This is a genomic window from Bradyrhizobium sp., assembly GCF_030654605.1.
GTDB lineage: Bacteria > Pseudomonadota > Alphaproteobacteria > Rhizobiales > Xanthobacteraceae > Bradyrhizobium.
In genome coordinates, this window is sequence record NZ_JAURXB010000133.1 from 14,778 (window position 1) to 33,009 (window position 18,232).

The following is an 18,232-nucleotide window of genomic DNA, read 5'->3' on the forward strand; positions in this document are numbered from 1 at the left end:
TTCGTCGCAAGCGCTCCTCGCAATGACGCTGTGAGGCCCGAGTTCGAATACGTTTCCTCTACGCCTTCTCCCTCGCCACCGCCTGCCAGCCGATGTCGCGGCGGCAGAATCCTTCCGGCCAGTTGATCTTGTCGATCGCGGCATAGGCGCGCTGTTGCGTCTCGGTCACGGTCTTGCCGGTGGCACAGACGTTCAGCACGCGCCCGCCATTGGATAGAATCCTGTCGCCGTCGGCCTTGGTGCCGGCATGAAAGATTTCGACGCCCTCGATTTTGGCCGCCTCGTCGAGGCCTGCAATGACAAAACCCTTGCCGTAGTCGCCGGGATAGCCCTTTGTCGCCATGATCACCGTCAACGCTACATAGTCATACCAGCGCAGGCTGAAATTCTTCAGCTGGCCGTCGGCGCAGGCGATCAGCGCGGGGACGATGTCGGACATCATCCGCAGCATCAGCACCTGGCATTCAGGGTCGCCGAACCGGGCATTGTATTCGACGAGCTTGGGACCATCCCCAGTGATCATGATTCCGGCGTAGAGCACGCCCTTGTAGGGCGAGCCCATGGCGGCGAGCGCGCGCAGCGTCGGTGTGATCATCTCTTCCATCACCTGCGCGCAGATCGCGTCGGTCAGGACCGGCGCGGGCGAATAGGCGCCCATGCCGCCGGTGTTCGGACCCTGGTCGCCGTCGAAGGCACGCTTGTGGTCCTGCGCGGTGGCGAGCGGCAGCGCGTGCTCGCCGTCGCACAGCGCGAAGAACGAGGCCTCCTCGCCCACCATGAACTCCTCGACCACCACCTCGGCGCCGGCCTCGCCAAAACCGCCACCGAACATCATGTCGACCGCGGCGAGCGCTTCGGCTTCCGTCATCGCCACCACCACGCCCTTGCCGGCGGCGAGGCCATCGGCCTTGACCACGATCGGCGCGCCCTGTTTGCGGATGTAGGCTTTTGCCTTCTCCGCGTCGGCGAAATGTTCCCAGGCGGCGGTCGGAATGTTGTTGGCGCGGCACAGCGCCTTGGTAAAGCTCTTTGAACTCTCGAGCTGGCCGGCCGCCCTGGTTGGGCCGAACGCCTTGAAGCCGGCGGCATTGAGATCGTCGACGATCCCGGCCGCGATCGGCGCATCCGGTCCGACCACGACGAAGTCGACCTCGTTGGCCCGGCAGAAATCGATCACCGCGGCATGGTCGGCAATATCAAGCGCCACGCATTCGGCGTCCCGCGCGATGCCGGCATTGCCCGGCGCGCACCAGAGTTTTGTCACCAGCGGGGAAGCCGCGATTTTCCACGCCAGGGCGTGTTCGCGGCCGCCGGAACCGAGCAGGAGGATGTTCATGAATGCAGCCGGATGAAGGTGTGCGGAACCGTGTCGGTCGCACGAGTCCCCCTGTCGCTGCAAGGGGGGATTGCCATCCGGAATGACGATGAGGCTTAGGACTTCCGCGCCGCGCCCGCGATGATTTCCTGCAGGGTAGCGACGTGGCGGGCGAAGGCGCCGCGGCCCGCCGCGGTGGCGGTGACCGTGGTTTGCGGCTTCTTGCCGACAAAGGCCTTGTCGACCGCGACATAACCGGCCTTCGCCAGCGTCTCGATATGAGCGCCGAGATTGCCGTCGGTGGCACCGGTGAGTTTCTTCAGCCGGGAAAATTCGAGCCCCTGCGCATCCGGCAGCGCCGTGAGCGCCGCCATGATCCGCAGCCGCAGCGGCTGGTGGATGATGTCGTCGAGTTCGGCCATCGTCAGCTCCGGCGCATCCAGAGACCGCCCAGCATCAGCCCGCCGCCATTGACAAAAGCCATCCACAGATCGAAGGCATCGCCAATGAAGAAATAGCCGGCCAGCGTCAGCACGATGATGGAAAGGCCGATCGCCACAAAGGCGTGCCCGACCCACAGTCCGGCGATGGTGTAGATCAGCATGAAGTAAATCGGCCAGAAGGTTGAGAGCTGTCGCGGTCCAAAATGGCCGAGCCAGCAACAAAAAATGCCGAAGGCGATGAAGAGCAGTAACGCCGCGAACATCCTGATATCGAAGGTGCGAATCCCGGAACGCATCCGGTTCGAGACGCTGATGGCCGCCGATCCCGCGATCCCCACGACATAGACTGCGGGCCACGCATACACGGCATGGCGCGGGCTGAACCAGGTCACGAGGTAGCCGGTAAAGGTCAGCGCGCCCCACATGATCAGCAGCAGGCTGGCGAGCTGGTAGATCCGGGACTGCCGGACCCGGCGAACGATATCCTCGATATCGCTCAGCGCGGCGGCAGCTTCCCGGCTTTCGATGCTCATGACGATCCGCTCCCCGCTTTCGCCACCTCGTTCGCGATGATGGAGATGGCCCTGGGCGCGCTGACGATGCCCATGTGATTGACACCGTCGATCACCTTGACGTCAACCGCAGGCGCCACCGCGTGCACGGCCGGCGCATATTTGTCCACCAGCATCAACTCGTCATCGGCGCCGCAGATGAGCGTCACCGGCTTGCGGGCCGCGGCGAGGTCGCGATGAAAATTGCCGTCATGGACCGCGAAATTGCGCATCAGCCGGTCGCTGTAGGTGGCCACCAGATTTTTCTCGGAGTTCGGCGGCACCGCCAACGCCAGCACCGGCAGCGCCTCGCAGCAGGTGATGCCTGCGGCGCGCAGCACCGCCAATCCGACGATGCGCGGAATGTCGGCGCGGGCCCAGCCGCCGGAATTCGCCCTTGTGGTCGGCGAATTGTAGCCGAGATAGGGGGCGAGCAGCACGGTGCGCTCGAACAGGTCCTGGATCGGCGAGCCGGCGACCCGCAACGCAAAACCGCCGCCGGAGGAGTGGCCGACCAGCGTGAGCGGCGCCGAGGGCGCGGTGTTGCGAATGACGGCGACGAGGTCGGCGAGGTCGTGCTCGAGCTGGCCGACATAGCCGATATCGCCACGGGTTCCCGATGCGCCGTGGCCGCGGATGTCGATCGCCCAGGTTTCGACGCCGCGCGCCGCCAACGCACCGGACAGCGCGTGGATGGTGCCGCCGCTGGAACCCGACGAGCCGTGAATCACGATGGCCGCGCGCCCGCCGGCGGGGCTGGCGGCGGCGTAGTGGCGGAAACCCAGCCAGGTGCCGTCCCGTGCCTGAAACCGCTCGACGGCGGGCAAGGCGCTGAAATCGACCGTGCCGCGGGCCGCGGAGATCGAGGCAAGCTCGGGCGGACGCGACAGCGGCGTGGCGACAAGCGCCGTGATCAGGAGCGCGGCGGCGCCCGCGGCGCACAGGGTCCATCTTGCGGCGATCAGGGGCGCTCTCATCAGCAATTTCGACATGGGATTCCTCGACTATCAATCTATTACAGAGAACTCTGTAATACAGAGTATATGAGTTTGCAAGGCCGGATTGGCGGTATTGGCGGAAAATCCCTAACTTGCTGGCCAGCCTTCAAAACCCGAATCGCAAACCCCGAATCGATTGTCCTGATGCCCGCAGCCGAACCCCTGCTCAACGCGCCGGAATTCACGGTGTCCGAACTTTCCTCCGCGCTGAAGCGGACGGTGGAGGACGCCTATGGGCACGTCCGGGTGCGCGGCGAAATCTCCGGGTTCCGCGGGCCGCATTCCTCCGGACACTGTTATTTCGCGCTGAAGGACGAGAGTGCCAAGATCGAGGCGGTGATCTGGAAGGGCGTGCATGGCCGGATGCGGTTCAAGCCGCAGGAGGGCCTCGAGGTCATCGCCACCGGCAAGCTCACCACCTACCCGGGCTCGTCGAAATACCAGATCGTGATCGAGGCGATCGAGCCCGCCGGCATCGGCGCGCTGATGGCGCTGATGGAAGAGCGCAAGAAGAAGCTCGCCGCCGAAGGGCTGTTCGACGAGGCGCGCAAGCAATTGCTGCCGTGGCTGCCGGAAGTGATCGGCGTCGTGACGTCGCCGACCGGCGCGGTGATCCGCGACATCCTGCACCGGCTGCAGGACCGTTTTCCGCGCCGCGTGCTGGTGTGGCCGGTCAAGGTGCAGGGCGAGGGTTCGGCCGAACAGGTCGCGGCCGCGATCCGCGGCTTCAATGCGTTGCCGGAAGGCGGCAGGATTCCGCGGCCGGATCTTCTGATCGTCGCGCGCGGCGGCGGCTCGCTGGAGGATTTGTGGTCGTTCAACGAGGAAATCGTGGTCCGCGCCGCAGCCGAAAGCATGATCCCGCTGATCTCGGCGATCGGTCACGAGACCGACATCACCCTGATCGACTTCGCCGCCGACAAGCGCGCGCCGACGCCGACGGCGGCCGCCGAAATGGCGGTGCCGGTGCGCGCCGAGCTGTTCGTCGAGGTGTCCGCGCTGGCGCGGCGCACCATGCTGTGCTGGCAGCGCGCCCAGGAAAGCCGCCGCAACGAGCTGCGCGCAGCAGCGCGGGCGCTGCCCGCCGCCGGCGAGTTGCTGGCGATCCCGCGGCAGCGGCTCGACGGCGCGACCAGCGCCCTGCCCCGCGGCTTGAAAGCCAATACCCATGCGCATTTCCGCCGCTTTGCGGCGAGCAGCGCGAAACTGACGTTGCGGGTGCTGCACGCGCAGGTCAGCCACGCCGCGCAGCGGCTCACCATCAACAGCGAGCGCTTGAGCCTTAGCGCGCGATCGCTGGTGCGCCGCCGCCGCGATCGTTTTGCCGGCCTCGAGATCAGGCTCAAGGCGTCAAAGCTTTCCAATGCCGAGGCGCAGCGCCAGGCCATCGCGCGGCAGCGCGAACGCACGCTGCGGCTGGCCGAGCGCGCGCGGCGCGCGGTCGCCACCGTGATGCAGCGGCTCGACGCGCGGGTCGCCCATAGCGGCCAGCTGCTGTCGGCGCTGTCCTACCGCGGCGTGCTGGCGCGCGGCTTTGCGCTGGTGCGCGACGAGCAGGGCCAGCCCGTTCATGCCGCCGCCGAAATCGGCCCGGGCGCGGTTCTCAACATCGAATTCGCCGACGGCCGCGTCGGCGCGACGGCGGATGCCGACCGGCCGGCGGCGACGCGACCCGTGAAGCCGGTGGCCGGCGAGCCGAAGGGCGCGACGCCGAAGCGCGTTGCAAAACCGGCTGGTCAGGGAAGTTTGTTTTAGAGATTGCGCTTATCTTCTCCCCTCCTCCCGCGAAGCGGCGGGGAGGGGTCGGGGGTGGGGGGTCTATCGGCAGGAACCGCTGCATGGGTAAATGCCGCGCTACCCCCACCCCCGACCCCACCCCGCCACCCGCAAGGGCGCGTGGAGGGAGGGGAGCTCACCGCGCCAACCACTCTGTAACCCGCTTCTGCGAGTCCGCGCGCGCTGCCGGATCGGCGCCGAGATGGCCGCGTTCGGGCAGTGCGGGATCGGCCGCGCCGCCGATCGTCTGCAGCGGAAGATTGGTGCGATCGAATTCGTGCAGGGCGCCGGGATAGACCACGATCCGCGCCAGCGCGCTGCGCCCGCGCGCGCCGTCGACCATCTGGCGGCAGGCCGGCGGCGAAGAGATGTCGTCCCTGGCGCCGATCAAGAGCAGCGTCGGAACCCGCGCGCTCCATCCGAGGCCGGACGAGATGCGGCAGTTCGGATAAAACGCGACCGCCGAGCGGAAATCCGGCGCTACCTTGCGCGTCGGCGATTGCGGGCGCACCGCCCACAGCAAGGCGCTGGCGCCCTCCGCCCATCCCATCAGGCTGATGCGGTCGCGCGCCGCCCAGGGTTGCTGCTGCAGCCATTGCCGCGACGCCATGATATCGGCCACCCGTTCGCGGCGGGCGAGGACGCGGCGCTCCCTGACGCGACATTGCGGCCCGAGTTCACGCGAACCGTAGCTGTCCGGCAACAACAGCGCCGTGCCGCCCTTCAGCAAGGGCTCCGCCCAGTCGCGGTAGCGCCGCTGCACCGGCTCGGATTGACCGCCGAGACCGCCGCAGCCGTGCAACGCGATCACCACCGGAAACGGGCCGGCGCCGTCGGGCTTGTAAAGCTGCGCGTGCAGCATGCCGCCGCCGAAGGGGATCTCGACCTGACGTGGCGACGGCAACGTCGCCGCGTCAGCGGCAAAGGCCACCGCAGAGAGCGCCAGGAATGCAGCTGCTGAAAATAGGCGCATCGTATTCCCGCCGCGAGGACCAGATGATCGAAGGCTAGCATGCGTCAAAAGCTGAAAATCATCACAAATCGGTGGGTTTCACAGGCGGACACCACGACCTATTTATGATAGATCGCAGGCTGGAAAAACAGTTAGCCTCAAAATTGGTCGGAGAAATTCAACCGTGCTGAATAAATTCGGCCCCTCGGGCCATGGCGAAGCCCAGGTGCAATATCTGGATGGCGATTTCCGCGTGATCTCGCCGGGAACCTATGTGCGCTGCGCGGTGACCGACGCCCGGATCCCGCTCGACGAGCTGAAATACTGGAGCGTCGACCTGCAGGAGGCCTACGCGATTCCGAACGCGGTATTGCAGCGGCATTATTCGGCGCAGGTGAAGGGGTAGAGGTATTTCGTCGTCCCGGCGAACGCCGGGACCCATACGCCGTGCCGTCTCGTTACGGCAGTATCTCAGACACCTTCTGCAACAACAGATGACCGGGATTATGGGTCCCGGCGTTCGCCGGGACGACGTTGAAAACTCTTCTCTCTCGCCTTGAACAGCCGGTCGCTCACGAACTTCCGCAACGCCGCGGCGTCATCGAATTCCAGCGTCACCGCGAACGGCACGATGTCGTTTGCCCGGGACCCCAGCCGCGCCAGGTCCTTTTCCGTCGTCACCAGCGTCAGCCTGTCGCGCGCGGCTTCCGCGATCAAGGCCTCGATCTCGCCTGGCGAATACGGATGGTGATCGGCGAAGGCGCGCTCCCGGACCACGTCGATATCAGCGGCGCGTAGCGTCCTGAAGAAGCGGTCGGGATCGCCGATCCCGGCGAAGGCGAGCACGCGCCTGGCCGCGAGCGCAGATACCGAGGCGTCGGTCGGCTTCAGATGGGCTGACAGCACCGGCTTCCCCCGCGCGGCGATTCCGGCGGCGACCGATCTGGCCGCCGTGCCATCGCCGATCACGATCAGCGCATCGGTGCGGGCGAGTTGCAGATCCAGCGGCGCGCGCAGGGGTCCAGCGGGAAACAGGCAGCCATTGCCGAGGCCGCGGTTGGCATCGATCACGATCAGCGAGGCATCCTTGGCGACAGCGGGATTCTGAAAACCGTCGTCCATCAGGATCACGCTGGCGCCCTGTGAGCGCGCCAGCGCGACGCCGCCGGGACGATCGCGCGCGACCGCCACCGGCACCGTCCGCGCCAGCATCAGGGGTTCGTCGCCGACATCGGCGGCGGCGTGCCGCGCAAGGTCGACCATGACCGGGCCGCGCAACCGGCCGCCATAGCCGCGGCTGAGCACGACCGGCGTCTCGCCGAGATCGCGCAGCAATCGTGTGAGGGCGAGTACGGTCGGGGTCTTGCCGGCGCCGCCGGTGTGATAATTGCCGACGCACAGGACGGGGATGCCGGCATCGAGCCCCGGACGCTGCATGCGCCGGCCCGCCACCGCGCCATAGAGCGCGCCAAGCGGCAACAGCAAACGCGAATAGAAGGACGCGGGCCGGTGCCAGAAGGCCGGCTCACGCATTGGCCGCTCCCATCTCGATCCGCAACTGCAAAAGATAGGGTTCGAGCGCGGTGAGCGTGCGCTCGAGCGCGCCGCCGAGCTGTTCGACCACGCGGGTCGAGGCCGCCAGCGACACGTCGCGCGCCGCCGGATCGGCCAGCAGCTGGCCGAGTTGCTTGACCAGCGCTTCCAGCGTGTCCACCTGCCGGGCGCCGCCGGCGCGATCGAGCGCCTCGTAGACGTCGGTGAAATTGAACACGTGCGGACCATGTACGACCGACGCGCCGAGCTTGATCGCCTCGATCGGATTCTGCCCGCCATGCGGAACCAGCGAGCCGCCCATGAAGACGATCGGCGCCAGCCGATAGAACAATCCAAGCTCGCCCATGGTATCCGCGACATAGATATCGGTGGTCGCCGTCGGCAATTCCTCGCGCGAGCGCAAGCCGGCGTGCAGGCCGGAGGCAGCAATCGTGCGGGCGATCGCCTCGCCGCGGTCGACATGCCGCGGCACGATCACGGTCAGCAGCTTGGGAAAGAATCCCGCCAGCGTCCGATGCGCCTCGATCAGGATTTCCTCTTCGCCGGGATGGGTCGACGCCGCGACGATGATCGGGCGGCCGCGCGTCACCGCCATCAGCCGCTCCAGTTTGGCGGGATCGGCGGGCGGCGCCGGCACGTCCAGTTTGAGGTTTCCCGTGGTGACGACGTTGCGGCTGCCGAGCGCCGCAAAGCGCTCCCCGTCGAGGTTCGACTGGGCGAGGCAGACCTCGAACTTGCCGAGCAAGGCCGAGATCGTGCCGCTCATCCGGCTCCAGCGCGGAAACGAGCGCTGCGACATCCGGCCGTTGATCAGCACCATCGGCAGCCGCCGCGCCGCGCTCGACAGGATCAGATTGGGCCACAGGTCGGATTCGATGAACAGCGCCAGCGAAGGCCGCCAGTGATCGAGAAAGCGGCCGACATAGCGCGGCGAATCGTAAGGCACATACTGATGGATGATGTCGGCGGGGAACCGCTTGGCGACGATATTCGCCGAGGTCACGGTGCCGGACGTCAGCAGGATCCGCAGATTAAGCGCACGCAATCTTTCGATCAGGGCGGCGGCGGCCAGCACTTCGCCGACGCTGGCGCCGTGAATCCACACCAGCGGCCCGTGAGGCCGGGTATCCGCGCTCATGCCGCGCCGCTCGCCGACCCTGGCCGGATCCTCCTTGCCCTGCTTCAGCCGCCGCTTGATCAGCGCCGGCGCCAGCGGAAGCATCGCGGAGGACAGCTTCCGGTAAACCCGCAGCGTCATCGGCAGGGGGTTAGTCAATGCCTGCCTCCGGGCGGCCGACCATCGCATAGGCACGGCGGGCCGCCTCGTTCAGGTAAGTCTCGAGCTGGAGGCGGCACTTTTCCATGGTCTCGGCATCGGCATCCTGCGGTACGATCACCGCGTCCACACCCGTCACTGCGCCGCGGCCGAATGGCAAATTGATGGTGGTGCGGTCCCAATTGTTCAACCGTATGAAACGGCTGGTCACCATCGCGAAGGGCACGATCGGCCGGCCGGATTCCCGCGCCAGCATGATGATTCCAAGCCCGGCCACCCGCGAGCGCTTCGGCACGTCGGCGGTCGAGGCGACATTATAACCCTCATCGAGCGCCTGCACCATCTGCCGGAACGCGCCGACGCCACCCTTGCGGTTGAAGGCGCCGCCGTGATCGCCGGAGCCACGGATGGTCTCGATGCCCAGCCGTTCGGCGGCGATGGCGTTGAACTCGCCATCGCGATGGCGCGAGATCAGCACCTTGGCACGATGGGTTGCCTTGGTCTTGATGAAGGGCGTCAGGAAATGCTGGCCGTGCCAGAACGCGAAGATCAGCGGCTGATGCGGCTCCGCCATTTCATAGATGTTGGGCGGATCGAAACTGAAGCGGTTGGTCAGCCAGACCAGCCGCAGATATTCGGCCGCGAGGACACCCACCGCGCGCTGGACCCAGCTGCTGCGCAGCACATTGCGAACGAGCTTTTTCAATGGGCAGGCTTCGTGTCTTGACCTGGATCGAGCAGCCGGTGGAGGTGCACGACGAAGTAGCGCATGTGGGCGTTGTCCACGGTCTGCTGCGCCTTGGCTTTCCAGGCGGCATGCGCTGACGCGTAATTGGGGAATACGCCGACGATCTCGACGGCATCGAGATCCTTGAACGTGGTGTGTTCGAGGTCGGTCAGTTCGCCCCCGATGACGAGGTGCAGCAATTGCTGCTGGGCACTATCTGGCATGTTTCTTTTTTCCTAATGCGGTGCCCGGCAAAGCAGCAGCAGCCTTAACACGTATCGAGACGTGACGCGTATCGAGGACGCTCAGGGCAACGGGTGGTTGCGAAAATGCTCGACGATGCGCGCATGACGATCGCGTCCCGCTGCCACCAGCACCCCGTGCGTCACCTCCCGGCGATTATAGAGGATCGTATCCCCCGAGAGTGCGGTCATGTTACCATTCGCTTCCTGCACGATCAAATTGGCCGCCGCAAGGTCCCAATCGCGGCTTTGGCCGCCGGCAAAAGCCGCATCCAGGCTGCCGTGCGCGACCCGGCACAGCCGAAGCGCCAGCGACCCGATTCGGGGGTGAAGCACGGTGTCGCCCGTGGAGGCGTTGAGCCGTTCGACCAGCGGCTTCGGACCGGCGACGCGGGGAAAATCCAGCTCGGCGCCGGTTGCCGCGGCAACCGACACGCCGTTCAGCGTCGCGCCCTGCCCGCGCACCGCAAAGAAGAATTCATCGCTGACCGGCACGAACACCGCCGCCAGCACCGGCGTCGCATCTTCCACCAGCGCCACGCTCACGCACCAGTCCTCGCGGCCGGCGAGATAACCGCGGGTGCCGTCGATCGGGTCGACGATCCAGGTCAGCCGCTTGCCGAGCCGCTTGTCGTCGTCGACGCTTTCTTCCGACAGCCAGCCATAGTCCGGCGTCGCCGAGCGCAGCCGGCTTTCGAGCAGGTCGTTGGTCCTGATATCGGCCTCGGAGACCGGCGACGACGCGCCCTTGGTCCAGTTTTTCAGCTCGGTGCGGAACAGCGACAGCGCCAGCGCGCCGGCCTCGCGCACGGCAGATGTCAGCAGCGCTGCGTCGCGCGCCAGCATCTCGCGCGTCGAAATCACGTCGTGCACGCGCTCGGCGCTAACGTCCGCCAAGCGTCAATCCCTCGATGCGAACCGTCGGCGCATTGACGCCGTAACGGAATTCCAGATCGTTGGCCGGAATCATCGACTTGAATATTTCAAGCAGATGTCCGGCGATCGTGACCTCGCTCACCGCATAGGTGATCTCGCCATTCTCGATCCAGAAACCGGAGGCGCCGCGGCTGTAGTCGCCGGTCACGCCGTTGACGCCCGACCCGATCAGGTCGGTGACGTAAAAACCCTGCTTGATGTCGGAGATCAGTTCGGCCGGCGTGGCCTCGCCGGCCTCCAGATGCAGATTGTACGATCCCGGCGACGGCGACGACGACACGCCGCGGTGGGCATGGCCGGTGGTGACCAGCCCGAGCTCGCGCGCGGTCGCGCAATCCAATAACCAGGAAGTCAGCACGCCTTCATCGATGATGGCGAGCTTCTTCACCCTGACGCCCTCGGCGTCAAACGTCTGCGAGCGCAAGCCGCGCACCCGCAAGGGATCGTCGATGATGCGGATGTTTTTGGCGAATAATTGCTGACCGAGGCGATCCTTCAGGAACGAGGTCTTGCGCGCGATCGAGGCGCCGTTCACCGCACCGACGAGATGGCCGACCAGCGATCCGGAAACCCGGGGGTCGAAAACCACAGGCACCTTGCAGGTCTCGACCTTGCGCGGATTGGCGCGCGCCACGGTGCGCTCGCCGGCCTTGCGGCCGACGCTTTCGGGCGAGGCGAGATCGGAAGCGTGCGGCGCCGAGGTGTAGTCGTAGTCGCGTTCCATACCGGTGCCGTCACCTGATATCGCGGTCATCGAGATGCCCTGGCTGGAGCGCAAATAAGAGCCGTGAAAGCCGGTCGAGGTCACCAGCACCATGCCGCCGATGCCGGTGGAGGCCGACGCGCCGCCGGATTTGGTGACGCCCTTGACCGCGAGTGCCGCGGCTTCGGCTTCGCAGGCGCGGCGTTCGAGCTCGGAGGTCGAGGGAACTTTTGCGTCGAGCAGATCGAGATTGGGGAAGTCGCGCGCCAGCAGGGACGGATCGGCGAGCCCGACATATTTGTCGTCGGGCGCCACGCGCGCCATCGCGACGGCGCGCTCGGCAAGTTTCGCGACGCCATCGCCGCTGATGTCATTGGTGGAGACCACCGCCTGGCGCTGTCCGACCAGCACGCGCAGTCCGACATCGTCGCCTTCGGAGCGTTCGGATTCCTCGACGCGCCCGTCGCGCACCTCGACGCCTTGCGAGATGCCGCGCACCGCCACCGCGTCGGCGGCATCGGCGCCGGCGCGTTTGGCCGCCTCGACGAGGCGCTGCGCCAGCGTGCTCAGCGCCGACTGATCGAACAGATCGGAAGAGGCTGCTTTCGAGGAAAGCGCCGATGCGGCGGATGGTGAAGAGATCACGAATAAAATCCCTTGGGATTGAGGGGCATTCAGAGGGCGTCGGGCGAGCCCTCAAAGCAAATCAGCAGACCCTTCAGATGTGCCTGATTCACAGCGATTTCAAGCGTTTGTTGCGCCGGAAAACGAATGATTTTCAGCTTCCCTGCAAGGTCTCGTCAATCATGTCGGCCAAGGTCTTGTCAATCATGCCGCCGGGTGACGCGGGATTAACCAGCCTTTTTAAGCGATTCCGGATCGGGCTCGGCTACGGTCTCACACATCGACCGGGAACATAATCCCGGCGGGGAGATCAAAGCCGTGAGGCGTCAAACAGCAACAAGCGGGATCAATCCCGCCGGGTCGAGCCGCGCATTGCGGCTCGACCCTCTTTCCCTGCCCGTCCGCTTCGAAGCGCATGATACCCGCGCCGACGGCGGCGTGCGGAATATCGAACTTCACCGCGAACGCGTCGTGCTGCGCCGTGCCATCGGCGGCATGCAGATGGCGATCAACGTCCGTGTCAGCGATTTTCTCGGCGTCGCCCTGCGCGGCATCGACGATGCGCAGATGCTGGTGCTGGCGCATCGCGATCCGTCATTGACGATTCCGTTGTGCGTCAGCTCCGACCGCGAGGAAATCGCGGTGGCCGGGCAGATGTGGAGCGACATCTTCGCGCTTCCACAGATAAAGGAAGACAAGACGCGCCAGCCCGCGCCGCGGCGCCGGCGTCACAACGCGATCCGGGCCCGCCGTCCGAAATTCCTGGTGCGGCGGCGCGCCGGCGGCCTAATCAATCCGGCCAACATTCATCAGGGCGAGCGCGAGATCATCGCAAGGGATTGAGCTAACTTCTCTACCGCTCCCTCATGGTGAGGAGCGTGCCGGGCGGCGCTTGCTCCGCCCGGCACGCGTCTCGAACCATCTGGCATGGTGCCTGCTGCCATCCTTCGAGACGCTTGCTACGCAAGTGCTTCGCAAGCTCCTCAGGATGAGGTCGGTGTTTGCTGAAGCTCAGGATGACGAATTGCTAGTTTGCCCGCAGCACCGCATCCACCAGCAATCCCGCGAACAGCAACAGCCCCGCATCGCGGTTGGATTTGAAGATCCGCAGGCACAGCGCCGGATCGGAAATCTCCAGACGCCGGATCTGCCAGACCAGATGCGCGGCGAACGCGGCGAGCCCGATCCAGGCCGGCCACCGCGCGCCGGCTAATGCCAGCGCCACGCCTATCAACAGCACCGCCAGACCATAAAACACCACCAGCGCCAAATGGGTGCGCGCGCCGAACAGGCGCGCGGTGGATTTCACGCCGATCAGCGCGTCGTCCTCGGCGTCCTGATGGGCATAGATGGTGTCGTAGCCGATCACCCAGGCGATCGAGCCGGCATAGAGCAGCAGCGCCGTCGCATCGATTCGTCCGAGGATGACCGCAAATCCCATCAGCGCGCCCCAGGAGAAGGCGAGGCCGAGCACGACCTGCGGCCACCAGGTAATCCGCTTCATGAACGGATAGACCGCGACGATAATCAGCGAGGCGATGCCGGTCATGATCGCGAAGCGGTTGAACTGCAGCAGCACCAGCAATCCGATCAGCGCCTGGGCGACCAGAAAGACCGCCGCCTGCGGCACGCTGACCTGTCCCGCCGGGATCGGCCGCGACCGCGTCCGTTCGACCTGGGCGTCGAGATCGCGGTCGGTAATGTCGTTCCAGGTGCAGCCGGCGCCCCGCATGACGAAGGCGCCGATGAGGAACAGCACGATCACGAGCAGCAATTGGCTGGCGTCGCGCGCGATGCCGGCGGCGAGCGCGGCCGACCACCAGCACGGCATCAGCAACAGCCAGGAGCCGATCGGCCGGTCGAAACGGGAGAGACGCAAATAGGGCCGCGACCACGACGGCGCGTGCGTATCGACCCAGTTGCCGGTGGCATCGGCAACCCGGGCCGTGACGTCGCTCATCGGAAAGTGGTCATCGCGTGAGGACGTTGCCGTTCAGGGTGTCGAAGGTGCTGCCGCCTTTTCGCACGACGTTGGCTTCCGGTGCCGCGGCCGAAGAGCCCAGCACTTCGCTCAGGCTCGGGCCGGCCGGACCTCGCTGCTGCACCTGCTGCGCCGCCGCGCAGACTTTCGCCCGCATGCCCTCGGTATTCTTGTGACCGTTTTTCATCTGCTCGGCGACCGACGGCGGAATTCCGCACCGGGCGGCGTTGCTTTCGACGAATTTGATCATCTTGATTTCGGCCTGGCCGAAATTTCCGATCAGCTTGCAGGCTTCGTCCGGGGCCGCCTTGCGTTCGCCGGCGGCCTTGATCAGCTTGCCGCGCTTCTCCGCCTCTTCGCGCAACGGCAGGAACTTCTTCATGCAGTCGTCCGGCGGACCGCCTGCCTGCGAGGGAGGCGCCGGCCCGCGCTCGAACGCGGAGCCTGTGATCGGCGCCGCCCCCGTCGCCGGAAACGGACTGGGACCCCCGACGGAAGCCGCGGGAGCCGCGCCATTGACCGGCGGAAACGGCGAAGCATTGCTGGGCGCGGCCTGGCCGGGCAGCGGCGCCGGGAAGGCGCCCTGGGCAAAACCCTGTCCGGCATGGCAGGTCACGAGAGCCACGGTGAGCGGCACAATCAAGCGGCGGATGATCAAAGCTGTTCCTCCGGCACGGTCGAACGGTCCCTAACGCCTTCCCAATAGAAGAGCGAACTCGAATAAGGACTTATTACGATTCCTGCCGGCTCTTAACAACCTGCCGAATTTGGCAACAGCGCGGCGTAGAGCGGCTTTGGACCCGATAATTGCGTTAAATCGCTCTCTTTGCGTTAAAAGGCCGCAGGAATCGGAAACTTGACCATGCCTCAACACGATTTTCGCAGCCCCCGGCTGTTTGTCGATGCCGCACTGGCATCGGGCGAAACGGTCGCGCTGGATCGCAACCAGAGCAATTACCTCGGTAATGTGCTGCGACTGGCCGCCGGCGACACCATCCTGGCGTTCAACGGGCGGGACGGCGAATGGCGGGCTGCCATCGCCGGCCGCAAACGGCCGGACAGTCTGACCATCGCGGACCAGACCCGGCCGCAGGATCGGCTGCCCGACATCGCCTACGTCTTTGCGCCCCTGAAACATGCCCGGCTCGACTATATTGTGCAGAAGGCGGTCGAGATGGGGGCCTCGGCGCTGCGGCCGGTGTTGACCCGCTTCACCCAGGTCTCACGGGTCAACAGCGAGCGGATGCGCGCCAATGTCATCGAGGCCGCCGAACAATGCGGCATCCTGAGTCTGGCCGAAGTCGCCGAGCCGATGCCGCTCGATCGCTATTTGAGCCAGCGCGACGCCGAGCGCCTGCTGGTGTTCTGCGACGAGACCGCGGATGCCCAAGATCCGCTGCGGGCGCTGCGAAGCGAGCCGGCGGGATCCCACGGCATCGATATCCTGATCGGCCCCGAAGGCGGATTTGAAGAGGAAGAGCGCGCCAATCTGCTCCGGCAACCGCGAACCTTAAGGCTTTCGCTGGGGCCGCGGATCCTGCGGGCGGATACCGCTGGCGTCGCGGCGCTGGCGCTGGTGCAGGCGGCGCTGGGCGACTGGGGCGGAACCGGCCCGGCCGGCTAGAAAGCCGCGCCTGCTGCCGGGGTCCCTACAATAATCTCGAAAACAACCCCATGCACAGTAAGGATGCCCTTCTGACGACAGCACTTTTTTGGCCGGTCGTTAAGCCACTTGGCTATTCCGGGTCGAAACCCCCGCCGGGCCATGCTAAGGGCTGCGCCCTGACCTCTGGAACCCGGTTTCCAGCCAAAGTTTGGACTTCGCGATGACCATGACCGCCGCCCCTCGTGCGACCGGATCCGCCGCATGGGCGGACGCCCTGCTATTGTCGTTCGCGCAGGCCGGCTACATCAAGGCCGAACCGGATATCCTGCAGCCGGCCGAGCCGTTTCTGGATCTGTCGGGCGAGGACATCCGCAAGAGTCTTTATTTGACCACCGACCCCGGCGGCGAGGAACTGTGCCTCCGCCCCGACCTCACCATTCCCGTGGCGCGGGACTATCTCGCCTCCCCCGGCGCCGGCCAGCCCATGGGCTTCTGCTATCTCGGGCCGGTGTTTCGCTATCGCGGCGGCCGGCCGAGCGAATTCCTGCAGGCCGGCATCGAATCCTTCGGACGGGCCGACCGCGCCGCGGCGGATGCCGAAATGCTGGCGCTGGCGCTGGAGGCTGTAACCGCGTTCGGGCTGACCGAGGTCGAGATCCGCACCGGCGACGTGGCGCTGTTCAACGCGCTGATCGAGGCCCTCGATCTCTATCCGGTCTGGCGGCGGCGGCTGATCAAGGATTTCAACCGCAAGGTCAGCCTGACCGAAGATATCGAGCGGCTGACGCTCGAGACGGCGCCCGGCCGCAACGAATATGAAGGCGTGCTGGCAGCGCTGGCCGGCTCCGACCGCAAGGCGGCGCTGGCGCTGGTGACCGACCTGATGTCGATCGCCGGCACCACCAATGTCGGCGGCCGAACCGTCGCCGAAATCGCCGACCGTTTTCTCGAGCAATCGACCCTGAAGGGCGGCGCACTGCCGCGCGACGCGCTCGGCACCATCAAGCGCTTTCTGGCGATCGCGGGCGATCCGAATGAGGCGGTCGCACAATTGCGCGCGCTTGCCGCCGACGCCAGGCTCGATCTCACCGCCGCGATCGACCAGTTCGAAAGCCGGGTCGGCTTCATGGCCGCGCGCGGCATCGATACCGCCAGGACCCGGTTTTCCACCTCGTTCGGACGCGGCCTCGACTACTACACCGGCTTCGAGTTCGAACTGCACGGCAAGGGCAACGGCACCGAGCCGCTGGTGGCGGGCGGACGCTACGACGGACTGATGACCCAGCTCGGCTCGGCTGCGCCGATCCCGGCCGTCGGATTTTCGATCTGGGTCGAAGCCTTGACGCAGGCGGGCCGCCAACCCGCCGCGAGCGGGAGCAAGCCCGCCACGAGCGGGAGTGCATCATGACCGCGCCATTCGTTCTCGCCGTTCCCTCGAAGGGCCGCCTGCAGGAGCAGGCCGAGGCGTTCTTTACCCGCGCCGGATTGTCGCTGGCCAAGCCGCGCGGCGCCCGCGACTATCGCGGCACCATCGCCGGACTCGACAATGTCGAGATCGCCTATCTCTCGGCCAGCGAAATCGCCTCGCAGCTGGCGCGCGGCATGGTGCATCTCGGCGTGACAGGCGAAGACCTGGTGCGCGAGAGCATTGCCGACGCCGACAAGCGCGTCATGCTGATCGACAATCTCGGCTTCGGCAGCGCCAACGTCGTGGTGGCGGTGCCGCAGGCCTGGATCGATGTCCGCACCATGGCCGACCTCGACGACGTCACGACGGGTTTTCGCGCCCAGCACAATCGGCGGATGCGGGTGGCGACCAAATACATCAACCTGACGCGGAGCTTCTTCGCCGCGCATGGCGTGGTCGATTACCGCATCGTCGAGAGCGCTGGTGCTACCGAAGGCGCGCCCGCCGTCGGCACCGCCGAAATGATCGTCGACATCACCACTACCGGCGCGACGCTGGTCGCCAACGGCCTCAAGGTGCTCGATGACGGCGTGATCCTGCGCAGCCAGGCCAACCTCGTGGCGTCAAAGGACGCCGACTGGTCGGACGATGCCCGCGAAACCGCGCGCGTCATCCTGGATCACATCGCGGCCCGGGCGCGGGCCAGCAAATACCGCGAAGTCCGCACCCGCTTTGCCGGCTGCGACGCCGCGCTGCTGGCGGAAGCCCATCATCGCTTCGGCGTGGTCTCGCCATTCGGCGGCCCGACGTCTTCGGGGATGGTCACGCTGCACTGCCCGCCGGCGCAGCTTTACGCGCTCGGCAGCTTTCTGCGCGACCGCGGCGCCGAAACGGTGTCGGTGGCCTCGCTCGACTATGTGCTCGACCGCGACAATCCGCTGTTCGCCAGGCTCGAGGCGTTTTTGCGGAGTTAGAGTTTTCACTCCCCTCCCTCCACGCGCCCTTGCGCGTGGCGGGGTCGAGACGAGCGAAGCTCGCTCTTAGGGGTCGGGGGTGGGGGGCGTCTCAGCGCATTTGCTGCCAGCGGAACATGACGATAGACCACCCCACCCCCGACCCCTCCCCACCGCTGCGCCCGCC

The 18,232-nt window shown here is 66.1% G+C and carries 19 protein-coding genes; 6 read left to right on the forward strand and 13 right to left on the reverse strand.

Translation table 11 applies throughout. From position 1 onward, the window contains the following. Nucleotides 1–58 precede the first annotated feature (58 nt). The 4 genes from purD to Q7U29_RS13155 all read right to left on the reverse strand — a co-directional run bounded on the left by purD (nt 59) and on the right by Q7U29_RS13155 (nt 3,301). Nucleotides 59–1,336, reverse strand: a complete 1,278-nt coding sequence (gene purD, locus Q7U29_RS13140; protein WP_304742032.1) for a phosphoribosylamine--glycine ligase — start codon at nt 1,334–1,336, stop codon at nt 59–61. Between the two features lie 95 nt (nt 1,337–1,431). Continuing rightward, the gene (locus Q7U29_RS13145; RefSeq protein WP_304742035.1) at nt 1,432–1,737 is read right to left on the reverse strand and encodes a transcriptional regulator; all 306 of its coding nucleotides are present in this window, start codon (nt 1,735–1,737) and stop codon (nt 1,432–1,434) included. Nucleotides 1,738–1,739: 2 nt separating this feature from the next. Next, complete coding sequence (locus Q7U29_RS13150) at nt 1,740–2,291, reverse strand: hypothetical protein (RefSeq protein WP_304742037.1); 552 nt, start codon at nt 2,289–2,291, stop codon at nt 1,740–1,742. After that, nucleotides 2,288–3,301 (reverse strand): alpha/beta fold hydrolase, encoded by a 1,014-nt coding sequence (locus Q7U29_RS13155; RefSeq protein ID WP_304742039.1) that lies wholly within the window; start codon nt 3,299–3,301, stop codon nt 2,288–2,290. The genes Q7U29_RS13150 and Q7U29_RS13155 overlap by 4 nt, the downstream gene beginning before the upstream one ends. Nucleotides 3,302–3,451: 150 nt before the next feature. Here Q7U29_RS13155 and xseA point away from each other — a divergent pair, with 150 nt between their 5' ends. Then, nucleotides 3,452–5,062 carry an exodeoxyribonuclease VII large subunit gene (gene xseA, locus Q7U29_RS13160; RefSeq protein ID WP_304742040.1) on the forward strand — a complete coding sequence of 537 codons (1,611 nt, stop codon included), beginning with the start codon at nt 3,452–3,454 and terminating at the stop codon, nt 5,060–5,062. A 157-nt stretch (nt 5,063–5,219) separates the two neighbouring features. Here the strand turns inward: xseA and Q7U29_RS13165 are convergent, their stop codons facing one another. After that, a complete protein-coding gene (locus Q7U29_RS13165; protein ID WP_304742042.1) occupies nt 5,220–6,056 on the reverse strand; it encodes a dienelactone hydrolase family protein in 837 nt (278 codons plus the stop codon). Nucleotides 6,057–6,219: 163 nt separating this feature from the next. On the opposite strand from Q7U29_RS13165, the gene Q7U29_RS13170 reads away from it, so the two are divergent. Continuing rightward, the gene (locus Q7U29_RS13170) at nt 6,220–6,441 is read left to right on the forward strand and encodes a DUF2093 domain-containing protein (protein WP_304742044.1); all 222 of its coding nucleotides are present in this window, start codon (nt 6,220–6,222) and stop codon (nt 6,439–6,441) included. Nucleotides 6,442–6,539: 98 nt separating this feature from the next. On the opposite strand, the gene lpxK is transcribed toward Q7U29_RS13170, so the two are convergent. The 6 genes from lpxK to Q7U29_RS13200 all read right to left on the reverse strand — a co-directional run bounded on the left by lpxK (nt 6,540) and on the right by Q7U29_RS13200 (nt 12,118). Continuing rightward, entirely contained in the window at nt 6,540–7,568 is a 1,029-nt protein-coding gene (lpxK, locus tag Q7U29_RS13175) for a tetraacyldisaccharide 4'-kinase (RefSeq protein ID WP_304742046.1), read from the reverse strand. Beyond that, nucleotides 7,561–8,895 carry a 3-deoxy-D-manno-octulosonic acid transferase gene (locus Q7U29_RS13180; protein ID WP_304742142.1) on the reverse strand — a complete coding sequence of 445 codons (1,335 nt, stop codon included), beginning with the start codon at nt 8,893–8,895 and terminating at the stop codon, nt 7,561–7,563. The genes lpxK and Q7U29_RS13180 overlap by 8 nt, the downstream gene beginning before the upstream one ends. Continuing rightward, entirely contained in the window at nt 8,858–9,571 is a 714-nt protein-coding gene (locus Q7U29_RS13185) for a lysophospholipid acyltransferase family protein (protein ID WP_304742048.1), read from the reverse strand. Before Q7U29_RS13185 ends, Q7U29_RS13180 begins: the two co-directional genes overlap by 38 nt. Further along, entirely contained in the window at nt 9,568–9,816 is a 249-nt protein-coding gene (locus tag Q7U29_RS13190) for a DUF4170 domain-containing protein (RefSeq protein ID WP_304742049.1), read from the reverse strand. The genes Q7U29_RS13185 and Q7U29_RS13190 overlap by 4 nt, the downstream gene beginning before the upstream one ends. Nucleotides 9,817–9,897: 81 nt before the next feature. Next, nucleotides 9,898–10,731: a 3'(2'),5'-bisphosphate nucleotidase CysQ gene (locus Q7U29_RS13195; protein ID WP_370691753.1), complete on the reverse strand. Its 834-nt coding sequence runs from the start codon at nt 10,729–10,731 to the stop codon at nt 9,898–9,900. Then, nucleotides 10,718–12,118 carry a TldD/PmbA family protein gene (locus Q7U29_RS13200; RefSeq protein WP_304742052.1) on the reverse strand — a complete coding sequence of 467 codons (1,401 nt, stop codon included), beginning with the start codon at nt 12,116–12,118 and terminating at the stop codon, nt 10,718–10,720. The genes Q7U29_RS13195 and Q7U29_RS13200 overlap by 14 nt, the downstream gene beginning before the upstream one ends. Before the next feature lie 297 nt (nt 12,119–12,415). Between Q7U29_RS13200 and Q7U29_RS13205 the strand changes: the two genes are divergently transcribed. Beyond that, nucleotides 12,416–12,940 (forward strand): DUF6101 family protein, encoded by a 525-nt coding sequence (locus tag Q7U29_RS13205; protein ID WP_304742054.1) that lies wholly within the window; start codon nt 12,416–12,418, stop codon nt 12,938–12,940. Between the two features lie 184 nt (nt 12,941–13,124). Here the strand turns inward: Q7U29_RS13205 and ubiA are convergent, their stop codons facing one another. Together ubiA and Q7U29_RS13215 are read right to left on the reverse strand one after the other, a co-directional pair. Further along, entirely contained in the window at nt 13,125–14,057 is a 933-nt protein-coding gene (gene ubiA, locus Q7U29_RS13210; protein ID WP_304742056.1) for a 4-hydroxybenzoate octaprenyltransferase, read from the reverse strand. Between the two features lie 10 nt (nt 14,058–14,067). Continuing rightward, nucleotides 14,068–14,733 (reverse strand): hypothetical protein, encoded by a 666-nt coding sequence (locus Q7U29_RS13215; protein WP_304742146.1) that lies wholly within the window; start codon nt 14,731–14,733, stop codon nt 14,068–14,070. A 207-nt stretch (nt 14,734–14,940) separates the two neighbouring features. Here Q7U29_RS13215 and Q7U29_RS13220 point away from each other — a divergent pair, with 207 nt between their 5' ends. The 3 genes from Q7U29_RS13220 (at nt 14,941) to hisG (ending at nt 18,066) form a co-directional block, all read left to right on the forward strand. Then, nucleotides 14,941–15,702 carry a 16S rRNA (uracil(1498)-N(3))-methyltransferase gene (locus tag Q7U29_RS13220; protein WP_304742149.1) on the forward strand — a complete coding sequence of 254 codons (762 nt, stop codon included), beginning with the start codon at nt 14,941–14,943 and terminating at the stop codon, nt 15,700–15,702. 202 nt (nt 15,703–15,904) lie between these two features. Then, nucleotides 15,905–17,092 carry an ATP phosphoribosyltransferase regulatory subunit gene (locus tag Q7U29_RS13225; RefSeq protein ID WP_304742059.1) on the forward strand — a complete coding sequence of 396 codons (1,188 nt, stop codon included), beginning with the start codon at nt 15,905–15,907 and terminating at the stop codon, nt 17,090–17,092. Next, nucleotides 17,089–18,066, forward strand: coding sequence for an ATP phosphoribosyltransferase (gene hisG / locus Q7U29_RS13230; protein ID WP_304742060.1), 978 nt, complete (start codon nt 17,089–17,091; stop codon nt 18,064–18,066). The genes Q7U29_RS13225 and hisG overlap by 4 nt, the downstream gene beginning before the upstream one ends. The last annotated feature ends 166 nt before the right edge of the window (nt 18,067–18,232 follow it).